The organism is Dickeya oryzae, assembly GCF_020406815.2.
Taxonomy (GTDB): domain Bacteria; phylum Pseudomonadota; class Gammaproteobacteria; order Enterobacterales; family Enterobacteriaceae; genus Dickeya; species Dickeya oryzae.
The window spans coordinates 1,914,165-1,926,678 of the sequence record NZ_CP162670.1; the positions used below are offsets into that span (position 1 = coordinate 1,914,165).

Below are 12,514 nucleotides of genomic sequence, written 5' to 3' on the forward strand. Positions count from 1 at the left end.
GCCGCTCTGGGCGTCACTGTCCATGGTCGTGCTTCGGATCTAATCGAGCCGCCGCCGGGTTTTCCAGGCGGTCAGGCCAATGAAAAACACCGCTGATGTCATCAAAAACAACAGATTCATCAGCAACACGCTGCCGATGTTCCCGGCTAAAAACAGGGTTTGCAGTGTGCTGACGAAATAGCGTGCGGGGATCAGGTACGATACCGCCTGTACCAACACCGGCATACTGTGAATTTCAAAGATAAACCCGGACAACATTACCGCAGGCAGAAATGCCGCGTTAAGTGCCACCATTGCGGCGTTGAACTGGTTGCGGGTCAGGGTGGAAATCAGCAACCCCATACCCAGCGTACTGGCGAGAAACAAACTGCTCATGCCAAACAGTAGCCACAGCGAACCACGATACGGTACGCCGAGTACAAATACCGCCACCACCACGCACAGCACCATGGCAATCATGCCCAGCACGTAGTAGGGGAGCAATTTGGTGAGCAGCAGTTCTGCGCGGGTGACCTGGGTTGATAATAATGCCTCCATGGTGCCCCGTTCCCACTCGCGGGCGATCACCAGTGAGGTCAGAATAGCGCCGATCACCGTCATGATGATGGTGATGGCACCGGGAATGATGAAATGGCGGCTGATGGCGGCGGCGTTGAACCAATAGCGTGTCTGTACGTCAATCAGCGGTTGGTAATGGCTGCCGTTGTCTTGCGCGTATTGCTGCTGCCAGAGTTGCCATATCCCCTGGGCGTAGCCCTGCACGAACTGCGCCGTATTAGGCTCGCTGCCATCGGTGATCACCTGAATCGGTGCCGAGTCTTGTGGGCGCGCCAGGCGGGTAGCGAAGTCGGCGGGGATAACGACTAAGCCGCGAATTTGCCCAGCTTGCATCTTCTCTATCAACGCCGGGCGGTTGTCGCTCAGGGTGACGGCCAAAAAGGGCGAACCGGTAAAGGCGCGCGCCAGACTATTGGCTTCGGCGCTGTGCTGTTCCATCAACACGCCGACGTTCAAACGGCTGGAGTCGAGGTTGATGCCATAACCGAAAATAAACAGCAGCAACAGTGGAATGACGAAGGCAATCAGTGCGCTGCTGGGGTCGCGCAGGATCTGGCGGGTTTCCTTCAGACACAGCGCGCGCAGCCGTCGCCAGGAAAAACGTTGATCGTTAAGGCGTTTTTTATCAACGCTCTGGTCATCACGGTGTTGGCTATCAAGGTGCTGTTCACCACGGTGCTGTTCATCAAGGTCTTGCGGCATGCGTCACCTCCCGGTCGTAAGCCTGTACCAGTGTGATAAACGCCTGTTCCATGGTTGGCTCCGGTGTATCGTCGCAGGCCGCCTGCCGCTTGAGATCGTCCGGCGTACCGCTGGCAATAAGCCGTCCCCGGTATACCAACCCGATACGGTCGCAGTATTCGGCTTCATCCATAAAATGGGTGGTGACCATGACGGTCACGCCTTTGTCCACCATGCCGTTGATATGCTGCCAGAACTCCCGTCGGGTGAATGGGTCGACGCCGGAGGTGGGTTCGTCAAGAAACAGAATATCCGGTTCGTGCATTAACGCGCAGGCCAGCGCCAGCCGCTGGCGAAAGCCAAGCGGCAGCGAATCCGGTGTTTGTTGGAAAATGGGATGGAAATTGAACGCCTGCGCCATGCTGTTCACTTTTTCCTGCTGACGCTGGCCGCTCAGGCCGTATACGCCGGAGAAAAAGCGCAGGTTCTGTTCTACCGTCAGATTGCCGTAGAGCGAAAATTTTTGCGCCATATAACCGAGGTGCTGGCGTGCTCGCCCGGAGCCAGTTTTGAGATCCATACCCAGCACCAGCGCCTGACCATCGGTGGGTGTCAGCAGGCCGCACATCATACGAAAGGTGGTGGATTTACCGGCACCGTTTGGCCCCAGCAAACCGAAGATTTCACCACGACGAACCTGAAAATTTACCTGGTCGGTGGCGGCAAAATCACCGAATTTTTTTGTCAGGTTACGCGCTTCGATCACCGTTTCCCGGCGATGGGTATCCAGTTGTGGCAAAATCGCTGCCAGTGACGAGGTGGCGCTGGGGCCGCCTCCCAGCAGGTCAATAAACGCATCCTCGAAACGTGGCGCGGTATTTTGCACCCGATCAGGGGGCAGGTTGAGGGCATGCAGTAAGGCGTCGCGGTCTGCCTGTGGTTTTAGGATCAACCGCACGTAGCGCCCCTGAATAACCCCATCGCTCACCTGTGGCTGACGCAGCGCCTGTTGTAGCAGGCGGCGGTGATTACTGTCCGGCTGGTCGAGCAGAATGCAGCGGCCCGCCATCTGTTGCGTCAGGTCGGCGGGCGCGCCCCGGTAGAGCAGTTCGCCATCGTTGAGTAGCAATACATCGCGGCACTGTTCCGCCTCATCCAGATAAGAGGTGCTCCACAGAATCAGCATGCCATCATCTGCCAGCTCGTGCACCATGCGCCACAGCTCACGACGGGAGATGGGGTCGACACCGACGCCTGGCTCATCCAGCAGCAGCACGTTGGGTTGCCCCAATAGCGTACAGGCCAACCCGAGCTTTTGCTTCATACCACCAGAGAGTTTGCCTGCCAGCCGGGTGGTAAAACGGGTGAGATCGGTAAACTGCAACAGCCGCTCAAACGTGGCACGCCGGGTATCACCGGTAATGCCCCGCAGGTCGGCGTAGAGCGTCAGGTTTTCCATCACCGTGAGGTCTTCGTACAGACCAAATTTCTGCGGCATGTAGCCCAGTCGGGCGTGTAGCTGGCGGTCATCGGCTATCGGGTCGAGTCCCATCACCCGAATGGTGCCTGCGCTGGGTGTCAGTAACCCGGCCAGCATGCGCAACAGCGTGGTTTTGCCCGCTCCGTCCGGCCCTACCAGCCCGGTGACCGCCCCGGCGCGAATATCCGCACTCAGTTGCGCCAGTGCCGGTTTTTCCCGGCCAGCAAAGCGTTTTTCCAGCGCATCAAGGTGGATAAGCGGTACATCACTGGTCATGTGAGGCCTTATCCTGTTCCAGCGTGAGTGTGACCGGCATTCCCTGACGCAAGCCGTCGTCTGCATCGTCCACAATGATACGCAGCCGGTACACCAGGTCGGTGCGAAGCGCCGTGGTTTCAACACTCTTGGGCGTAAATTCAGCACTGGGTGAGACGAAGCCGATACGGCCATGATAAGGGCGTCCCGGACGGCTGTCGGTGTAAATCAGCACCTTTGCCCCCGGTGCAGCACGCCCTAACTGCGGTTCACTGACGTAAGCGCGAATCCACACCGGGTGGGTTAGCGACAGGGTAAAGACGGTGCTGCCCGCATTCAGCATACTGCCGACTTCAGCCGCACGGGTGAGGATCACGCCGGGGGAGGGTGCATACAGATGGGTATCCTGTACATTGAGTTGCGCCTGCGCTTCGGCGGCTTGCGCTTGTGCCAGCGCAGCCTCGGCGGCAGCGATTTCCTGCGGTCGGTTACCCCGTTGATACTGGCTGAGTTTTTCCCGTGCGGCCTGCAATGTTGCCTGAGCCTGATTGCGTGTCGAGCGGGCGTCTTCCAGTGCGTTGGCGGCGAGGGTGTGTTGCTTCCACAATCCTTGCTGTCGTTGGTAGAAGCTGTTGGCGTAGTCGTAGGCGGCTTGCGCCTGCTCCACCTGAGAGCGTACCTGCGCGATTTCTTCGCTGCGGTAGCCCGCCTGTAATAGCGCCAGCTGCGCTTGTGCGTTGGCGACGCTGGCTTTCGCCTGTTGCAGCGCGTTTTGCAACGGCGCGCTGTCCAGCCGGGCTAACTGTTGTCCGGGCTGAACGACATCGCCCTCATCCACATTGAGTGCCGCCAGGCGTCCACCCACCCTGAAACCCAGATTAACACTGCGGATATCCACATTGCCGTACAGTGTCAGCGGCGTATTTTGCTGATGGCGATGCTGCACCAGACCGTAACCGACGGCTGCGATAATCACGACCGCCAGTGCCAGCCACAGCCCTGTTTTCTTATTCATAGCGCTCCCGATGTGCTCTTGCGTCCTGGTTGTGCCCATCGAGCGCGGGATGGCCTCTCCCACTGGACGATGGCATCACTGTAAGAATAATCGCTCATTCAACAGTTTGCCGCATGCTGACTGCTGACGGGGCGGTTTCACCCCCCTTCACAGGCGCTGCGGTGGAGGAATGGGCTTTATAATCAGTAACTAATTGATATCCATAAAGAGCAAAACTATTTTGCGCACAATGCAGAGGATAAAATGTGATCGACAGATAAAAATTCCTCAAACAAGCGATTTCCTGTTACAATCGCAGGCAGTCATGCACCGTAGTTTGTGCCCATTCATCTGGAGTCGGCGTTGTGCGGCATACAAGCCGACGCGACGCGGAACCCATCTGTCATCACCCTAAAAACTGCACCGGTAGATACCGGGTAGGGTGACTCTGGAGTTGTTCTCGTTATGTCTTTTCAATCCCTCGGTCTGAGTGCCGATATTTTGCGCGCTGTGGAAGAGCAGGGCTACCGTGAGCCGACGCCGGTTCAGAGTCAGGCGATTCCGGTTGTGCTGGAAGGGCGCGATCTGATGGCTAGCGCCCAGACCGGCACCGGCAAAACCGCCGGTTTCACCTTGCCGCTGTTGCAACTGCTGAACGAACGCCCGGTACTGGCGAAAGGTCGTCGCCCGGTGCGAGCGTTGATCCTGACGCCAACCCGTGAGTTGGCGGCACAGATCGGCGAAAACGTTCAGGCGTACAGCAAATATCTGCGCTTGCGCTCGCTGGTGGTATTCGGCGGCGTCAGCATTAATCCGCAGATGATGAAGCTGCGTGGCGGCGTCGATATTCTGATTGCCACCCCAGGGCGTCTGTTGGATTTGGAGCACCAGAACGCGGTTGACCTGTCGCAGGTAGAGATTCTGGTACTGGATGAAGCCGACCGTATGCTGGATATGGGCTTTATCCATGATATTCGCCGGGTGCTGGCGAAATTACCACCTAAACGGCAGAATCTGCTGTTTTCGGCCACCTTTTCCGACGAGATTAAAGAGCTGGCTGGCAAGCTGCTTACCAATCCGGCCTCGGTGGAAGTGGTGCGCCGCAATACCCCGTCCGAGCTGGTGACGCAACACGTGCATTTTGTCGATAAGAAACGCAAACGTGAGTTGTTGTCGCACCTGATCGGCAAGCACAACTGGCAGCAGGTGCTGGTGTTTACCCGTACCAAGCACGGTGCTAACCATCTGGCGGAACTGCTGAATAAAGACGGCATCACCGCTGCCGCTATCCACGGCAACAAGAGTCAGGGCGCGCGTACCCGTGCACTGGCGAATTTCAAAGACGGCGACATCCGTGTGTTGGTGGCGACCGATATCGCCGCGCGTGGGCTGGATATCGATCAGTTGCCGCACGTGGTGAACTACGAACTGCCGAATGTACCGGAAGATTACGTACACCGCATTGGTCGTACCGGGCGAGCCGCATCGACTGGTGAAGCGTTGTCGCTGGTGTGCGTTGATGAGCACAAGCTGCTGCGCGATATCGAACGTCTGTTGAAGCGGGAGATCCCACGCATCGCCATCCCGGGTTACGAGCCGGACCCAACCATCAAGGCCGAGCCGATCCAAAACGGCCGTCAGGGTGGACGCGGCGGCCGGGGCGGCGAACCACGTCAGGGGGATCGCCCACAAGGTGAAAGAGCCTCTGCACGTCCGCAAGGCGATCGTCCACTTCAGCCACGTCGTGACGGCGGCGCTCGCCCGGCAGGCCGTCCGGAAGGGCAACCTGCTGCTCGCCGTCGCCCGCCGCGTAATAAGCCTGCTAACGCGCAATAATCGACTAGATGGCGGTTTTCGCCTCCGGCTGTGGCCGGGGGCGATAAAACATCACCGCATTGCCCGCCAGAATCAGCAATAATCCCAGCACCGCATTACTGCGCCACACGTACCCTTCGTACAATGTGGAGACTGAAAGCGCCACTAACGGAAACAGCAAGGTCGCATACGCCGCCTGACTGGCACCGATCCGCCCGACCAGCGCAAAGTAAGCGCCAAACCCAATCACCGAACCAAACAGCGACAAATAAAACAGCGAGCCGAGGTATTGCAGCGAGAATTCTGGCGTGAAGCGGTAACCCAGCATCAACGCTATCAGCCCCATTGCCAGCGCTCCGTACAGCATGCCCCAGGCGTTGGTCGTCATAATGTCCCGGCCACTGTGTTGATGACGGGCGCTTATCATATTGCCGAGTGAGAAACCGTATGTCCCCAGCAGGCTCAAACCGACGCCCCAGAGCAGTTGCGGGCTGCTGTTAAGACGCAACAGGTCGTGCCAGAACAGCAGGAGAATACCGGCCAGCCCCAGCGGGGCGGCGATCATCACATTACGGCTTAGCCGTGTGCCGAAAAACAGCCGACTATTGAAGGCGTTAAATAGCACTGCCATCGAAAAAATCACCGACTCCAACCCGCTCGGGATCCAGGCAACGGCATGATAAAAACAGAAGAAATTAAGACCGAAGACGGTGGCCCCCTGCGCCATGCACAATACATGCGCACGTCCACTCAACGGACGCAGGCGACGCGTCAGGATCAAAAATGCCATCAGCAGCGTCGAGGCACTGGCAAAACGCCAGAAAATCGACACTTCCGGTGGTACGTTACCATGCTGAAAACTGATGGCTATCCAGGTTGTCCCCCAGATCAGCACGACGGCGCTATAAAGCAGGCTATTCATTGTTATACTCCAGACCCTACACAGGCGCTCATTATCCGGCATTGTCGAGAGGCTGGCTGTCAGCAGGTTGCGGTGAGTAACAGAATCCTGCGGTTTTTTCTGTCGTGCGGCGACAACTGTGAAATGGAGCGACGCTGGATTGTCGGGGCCGGTGCGTACAGACTCATTCCTAATAGCGAGCGCTTGTTTTACTCTGTTGGCCAGAGGGGATGTTTCTCAGGGTGAACAATGAGCCAGTACGACGCTTTCGACGTGTTACAGCATTATAAAACCCGGTTGCAGCAAACCGTGACGCTGGATAATCAGGTGCAACTGGCGGTCTGGCAGAATAGTCACGATCGGGTCACGCTGGAAAATACCCGTCATCATACCTTCAGTATGTACGTGCAGGATGGGTACGAAAGCTACCACAAGCGCCCGGATGGGTGGTTTAACGGTGGTGCGCCGGGACGTTTTTGCCTGATGCCGCAGCAGAGCCAGTCCACCTGGGATATTCGCGGTAGCCTGCGTTTTGCCCACTTTTACTGTACCGATCGGCACTTGCGTCAACTGGCGGAACAAACCTGGGATCGCAGCCCGGCGTCTATCCGGCTGGATGAGCGCATTTTTGTCGCCGACCCGGCACTGGAAGCACTGTATCGCCATTTTTTGCTGACCGGTAACTGGGACGACCCCGCCAGTCAGATGATGCTGAGTTCTGCATCAACGATGGTGATGCTGCACATGCTGCGTCAATACAGCCAGTTACAGTGGCAGACGCCGGGTAGTCGCGGCGGGCTGGCACCGGCGGTGTTGCGGCGGGTAAAAGCGCGAATTGATGCCCAACTGGGGGAACCGCTGACCCTGTCGGATTTGGCGATGGAAGCCGGGCTGAGTGAGTTTCACTTTTCACGCATGTTCCGCCAGAGTGAGGGGATGGCACCGCATCAGTATGTGATGAAGCGGCGGCTGGCGCAGGCGGAACAGTGGTTACGCCATAGCAGTCGTTCCATTACTGATATTGCGCTGGCCTGCGGGTTTAGCTCCGCCAGTCATTTCAGCCAGCGCTTTCGCGCTGAATACGGCATCACACCGTCGGCGCTACGCCAGTACCGCTCAGACTGATGGCTGTTGTGCCGCGAGCTGGCATAGCGTCAATGCCACCTGATACGATTTAACGAACGACGGCACCGGCAGAAACTCGAAGCGTGAGTGAAAGTTGTGCGCGCCGGTAAAAAAGTTCGGCGTCAGAATGCCTTTGGCTGACAGTGCCGCGCCGTCGGTACCGCCGCGCATCGGAATCACGTTCGGGGTAATCGACAGTGTGCTCATGGCGGCGAATAGCAGGTCAAGCGCGCGCCGGTCATCCCCCAACGCGTTGCTGATGTTGCTGTAAATATCAGCGATGGTGCAACTGACCTGACCGGTTGGGTACTGCGCGGCAAGCTGTGCGGCGACGTCGTGTATCTGTTGTTTTCGCTGTGCAAACCGGGCCAGATCGAAATCACGGATCGAGGCTTTCAGCACTGCTTCATTGGCGTTGGCGTGGATGTCGTTAAACCAGATATATCCCTCCCGCCCTTCGGTGTGTTCCGGGGTCTGCTGGCGATCAAACTGGCTGATGAAATCGTGCGCCATCAGAACGGGGTTAACCAGCACGCCTTTGGCTGACATCGGGTGGGCGGTCACACCGGTAAAGCGGATTTCCGCCGATGCCGCATTAAAATTCTCGTACACCACTTCACCCAATTCACAGCAATCGATGGTGTAGGCGAAATCAACGTTGAAACGCGTCAGGTCCAGCGCTTTCGCACCCCGCAAGCCAATTTCTTCGTCCGGCACGAACGCGACGACAATGTCGCCATGTGGCTGGTCATCACGCAGGTTTTCCAGCAGCGTCATCACCACGGTGACGGCGGCTTTGTTGTCGGCCCCTAACACGCTGGTACCGTCACTGAAAATGATTTCCTGACCGCGATAGGGCTGAATCTCCGGGTGCTCACTGACGCGCAACCAAATATCCTGTTCCAGGTTCAGGCACAGGTCTTCGCCAGTAAAACGTAAGGTTTGCGGGTGAATATCCGGTGACAGGCCGACATCTACGGTATCAATATGGGTAATAAAACCAATACGTGGCGCAGACGGGGTATTGCCCGGTTTCACCGCGGTGACGGTAGCATTCTCGTCGCACACTATCTGGCAGAGCCCCAGGGTGCGCAACTCCTCTGCCAACAGGCGGGCCATCGCCATCTGACCTGGTGTGCTCGGTAGCGTGGTCGCCGCAGCGTTGCTCTGGCTGGTGACCGCCAGATAGCGGTAGAAACGGTCGGTCAACTGGCGCGTCAGGTTATCACTCATAACGGATCCTTATTGGTAAACCCCATGGAAGGTTCGGTATTGTTTTCAACCATAATCAAAGGCTTCGTTGTACTCAGCGAGCTACCTGGAAGTCAATAAAAAGCGAGGATGGGGATGAAAAACAGATTAACACGTATTGCGCTGGCGGCGATGACGCTGACGGTTGCCCAGATGGCATGCGCCAAAACGCTGGTGTACTGCTCGGAAGGTTCACCGGAGAACTTTAACCCGCAGTTGTATACTTCCGGGACCAGCGTGGATGCCAGTGCAGTGCCGATTTATAACCGGCTGGTAGACTTCAAGGTCGGTACCACCGAGCTGATACCGAGTCTGGCAGAAAGCTGGGAGATAAGCCCGGATGGCACGCAATACACCTTTCATCTGCGTAAAGGGGTGAAATTCCATCACAACGCCCAGTTTACCCCGAGTCGTGATTTCAACGCCGACGACGTGATTTTCTCTTTTCAGCGCCAGCGTGATCCCAATAACCCTTATCACAAGGTGTCCGGTGGCACCTATGCCAACTTCGAAAGCCTGTCGTTTCGTAGCCTGATTACCGCCATCGACAAGCTGGATGACCATACGGTGCGTTTTACCTTAAGTCATGCAGAGGCCCCGTTTTTGGCCGATCTGGCGTGGTATTTCGCCTCGATCCTGTCTGCTGAATACGCCGACCAGATGTTGAAAGCTGGCACACCAGAAAAAGTGGATCTGGAGCCTATCGGCACCGGCCCGTTCCAACTGGTGCAGTACCAGAAAGATTCCCGCATTCTGTATCAGGCATTTGCGGATTACTGGCAGGGTAAAGCCAAACTGGACCGGCTGGTTTTTAGCATCACACCGGATGCCTCGGTGCGTTACGCCAAGCTGCGCAAGAATGAATGTCAGGTGATGCCGTTTCCCAATCCTGCGGAGTTGGCAGACATGAAGAGCAATAAAGACATTACCCTGATGCAAAAAGCCGGGCTGAACATCGGTTTTCTGGCGTTTAATACCCAAAAACCGCCGCTGGATAACCTCAAGGTGCGTCAGGCATTGACGATGGCTATCAACAAACCGGCGATTATCGAAGCCGTATTTCAGGGCACTGGGACGGCAGCGAAAAATCTGCTGCCGCCTGGTGTATGGAGCGCGGCGTCTGATCTTGAGGATTACCCATACGACCCGGAAAAAGCGCGAGCGCTGCTAAAAGAAGCCGGTATGGCGCAAGGCACCACTATCGATCTGTGGGCGATGCCGGTACAGCGGCCGTATAACCCGAACGCGCGTCGTATGGCGGAAATGATTCAGGCTGACTGGGCGAAGGTGGGGGTGAAAGCCACTATCGTCAGTTACGAGTGGGGTGAATACCTGAAGCGGGTGAAAAGCGGTGAACATCAGGCGGCGCTAATGGGCTGGACTACCGCGACCGGTGACCCGGATAACTTCTTCGGCCCGCTATTTACCTGTCCTTCCGCCAATGGCGGGTCTAATTCATCCAGGTGGTGCTACCCGCCGTTTGATACGTTGATTACCGAAGCGCGTGCCGAGCAGGATCACCAGAAACGTGTGGCGTTATACCGTCAGGCGCAGTTCATGATGCATGAGCAGGCTCCCGCGGTGATGATTGCGCACTCGACGATCTTTGAGCCGGTGCGCAACACGGTGAGCGGATACGAAATCGACCCGTTCGGTAAACACATTTTTTATCAGGTCGATATCCGACAGTAATGCCAACGCCACAGCGGGAGAGTTTCGGCTTTCCCGCTCGTTCAGTCACCTCGCTGTGACACTGTTTTTCCTGTCGACGCCTTCTCCCCGTCGACAGTTTCTCCCGCCGACAGTACCATGACCTGCCTTTTTTATGATGAGTCGAGTTATGCGCGTTTTACTGGCCCCGATGGAAGGGGTGCTGGATTCCCTGGTGCGGGAATTACTCACCGAAGTGAATGATTACGATCTGTGCATCACCGAATTTTTGCGGGTGGTGGATAGCCGTCTGCCGGTAAAAGCGTTTTATCGCCTGTGCCCGGAATTGCGCCACGGTAGTCGTACCCCGTCCGGTACCCGGGTCCGGGTACAGTTACTCGGTCAGTACCCGCAGTGGCTGGCAGAAAATGCCGCCAGGGCGGTGGAACTTGGCTCCTGGGGGGTTGACCTCAACTGTGGTTGCCCATCGAAACTGGTCAACGGCAGTGGCGGCGGTGCCACCTTGCTCAAAGACCCCGAGTTGATCTATCAGGCTGCCAAAGCGATGCGTGACGCGGTGCCGCTGTCGTTGCCGGTGACGGTAAAAGTGCGCTTAGGCTGGGATTCTGGCGAGCGCCAGTTTGAGATTGCCGATGCGGTAGCGCAGGCGGGAGCCAGTGAACTGGTGGTGCATGGGCGCACGAAAGAGGATGGCTATCGGGCCGATCGCATCAATTGGGCGTCGATAGGGGACATTCGCCAACGCCTGAATATTCCTGTGATCGCCAACGGAGAAATCTGGGACTGGCAAAGCGCACAGGATTGTATGGCCGTGACCGGTTGTGACGCGGTAATGATTGGCCGGGGCGCGCTCAATGTGCCTAACCTGAGCCGGGTCATCAAGTATCGTGAGGCGCGTATGCCGTGGTCAGAGGTGGTGCAATTGCTACAGAAATACGTGCGGCTGGAGAAGCAAGGCGACACCGGTTTGTATCACGTTGCGCGTATCAAACAGTGGCTGGGTTATCTGCGTAAAGAGTATGACGATGCCAGCGAGCTGTTCAGCCAGATTCGTGCGCTGACGACCTCGGCTGATATTGCGCGGGTGATCAACAGTATCCGGTAAGGGATACCTTGCTGTGCCATCCTGAGAGTCGTAACCTGAGCGTTGTATCTGTTTCGTTGAACCATCGACTTGAAAGGCGCGAGGTTGTGCATGTTATCCGGATTCAATCATCTGACATTATCGGTGTGCGATTTACCGCGCAGCCTGACGTTCTACCATCACTTGCTGGGGTTGCGGCTGGAGGCGGAGTGGGCGACAGGGGCGTATCTGTCATTGCCGGGATTATGGCTCTGCTTGTCCCTGGAGCCGACGCGTGGCGATATCGCCGCGGGCTATACCCACTACGCATTCAGCCTTTCTGCCGATAATTTTCCGTTGTTTTGCCAGCGTCTGCGTGATGCGGGCGTTACAGAGTGGAAAGATAACCGTAGCGAAGGTGACTCGCTCTATTTTCTTGACCCGGATGGTCACCAACTGGAGGCTCACGTCGGTGATTTGGCGTCACGGCTGGCGCGCTGCCGTCAGGCCCCTTATCACGCGATGACGTTTTATTCGTGAAGCCGGGCTGTGAAAAGAAAATTTACAACAATATCTCTTCCTGAACGGCAAAATGCGTGATGGTAGATTGAATTATTATGCTTTCGTATCTATACATGAGTATCGAAAAGCAAGATTTGTAATAATGACGGGGTGAAATAGAGAAAATAGTGATGAAAAATACGACGATCCACATTCCAC

At 56.7% G+C, this 12,514-nt stretch carries 10 protein-coding genes; 5 read left to right on the forward strand and 5 right to left on the reverse strand.

Going from position 1 to position 12,514, the window contains the following annotated elements; genetic code table 11:
• Positions 1-39 precede the first annotated feature (39 nt).
• From LF929_RS08310 to hlyD, 3 genes are read right to left on the reverse strand one after another with little or no spacing between them, the layout of a single operon-like run.
• On the reverse strand, positions 40-1,260 hold the full coding sequence (locus LF929_RS08310) for an ABC transporter permease (RefSeq protein WP_210177159.1): 1,221 nt from the start codon (positions 1,258-1,260) through the stop codon (positions 40-42).
• Complete coding sequence (locus tag LF929_RS08315) at positions 1,244-2,995, reverse strand: ATP-binding cassette domain-containing protein (RefSeq protein WP_038904713.1); 1,752 nt, start codon at positions 2,993-2,995, stop codon at positions 1,244-1,246. Before LF929_RS08315 ends, LF929_RS08310 begins: the two co-directional genes overlap by 17 nt.
• Positions 2,985-3,989 carry a secretion protein HlyD gene (gene hlyD / locus LF929_RS08320; RefSeq protein WP_038908309.1) on the reverse strand — a complete coding sequence of 335 codons (1,005 nt, stop codon included), beginning with the start codon at positions 3,987-3,989 and terminating at the stop codon, positions 2,985-2,987. Before hlyD ends, LF929_RS08315 begins: the two co-directional genes overlap by 11 nt.
• Positions 3,990-4,433: 444 nt before the next feature.
• Between hlyD and rhlE the strand changes: the two genes are divergently transcribed.
• Positions 4,434-5,804: an ATP-dependent RNA helicase RhlE gene (rhlE, locus tag LF929_RS08325; RefSeq protein ID WP_226093654.1), complete on the forward strand. Its 1,371-nt coding sequence runs from the start codon at positions 4,434-4,436 to the stop codon at positions 5,802-5,804.
• Between the two features lie 4 nt (positions 5,805-5,808).
• Here the strand turns inward: rhlE and LF929_RS08330 are convergent, their stop codons facing one another.
• Positions 5,809-6,705 carry a DMT family transporter gene (locus tag LF929_RS08330; protein ID WP_226093653.1) on the reverse strand — a complete coding sequence of 299 codons (897 nt, stop codon included), beginning with the start codon at positions 6,703-6,705 and terminating at the stop codon, positions 5,809-5,811.
• A 228-nt stretch (positions 6,706-6,933) separates the two neighbouring features.
• On the opposite strand from LF929_RS08330, the gene LF929_RS08335 reads away from it, so the two are divergent.
• A complete protein-coding gene (locus tag LF929_RS08335; RefSeq protein ID WP_226093652.1) occupies positions 6,934-7,809 on the forward strand; it encodes a helix-turn-helix domain-containing protein in 876 nt (291 codons plus the stop codon).
• On the opposite strand, the gene pepT is transcribed toward LF929_RS08335, so the two are convergent.
• Positions 7,801-9,042 carry a peptidase T gene (gene pepT / locus LF929_RS08340; protein WP_226093651.1) on the reverse strand — a complete coding sequence of 414 codons (1,242 nt, stop codon included), beginning with the start codon at positions 9,040-9,042 and terminating at the stop codon, positions 7,801-7,803. The genes LF929_RS08335 and pepT overlap by 9 nt on opposite strands.
• 114 nt (positions 9,043-9,156) lie before the next feature.
• Between pepT and LF929_RS08345 the strand changes: the two genes are divergently transcribed.
• The 3 genes from LF929_RS08345 to LF929_RS08355 all read left to right on the forward strand — a co-directional run bounded on the left by LF929_RS08345 (position 9,157) and on the right by LF929_RS08355 (position 12,334).
• Positions 9,157-10,752, forward strand: coding sequence for an ABC transporter substrate-binding protein (locus LF929_RS08345; RefSeq protein WP_226093650.1), 1,596 nt, complete (start codon positions 9,157-9,159; stop codon positions 10,750-10,752).
• Between the two features lie 148 nt (positions 10,753-10,900).
• Positions 10,901-11,836: a tRNA dihydrouridine(16) synthase DusC gene (gene dusC / locus LF929_RS08350; protein WP_226093649.1), complete on the forward strand. Its 936-nt coding sequence runs from the start codon at positions 10,901-10,903 to the stop codon at positions 11,834-11,836.
• A gap of 90 nt (positions 11,837-11,926) precedes the next feature.
• Complete coding sequence (locus LF929_RS08355) at positions 11,927-12,334, forward strand: VOC family protein (protein ID WP_210177121.1); 408 nt, start codon at positions 11,927-11,929, stop codon at positions 12,332-12,334.
• Positions 12,335-12,514 lie beyond the last annotated feature (180 nt).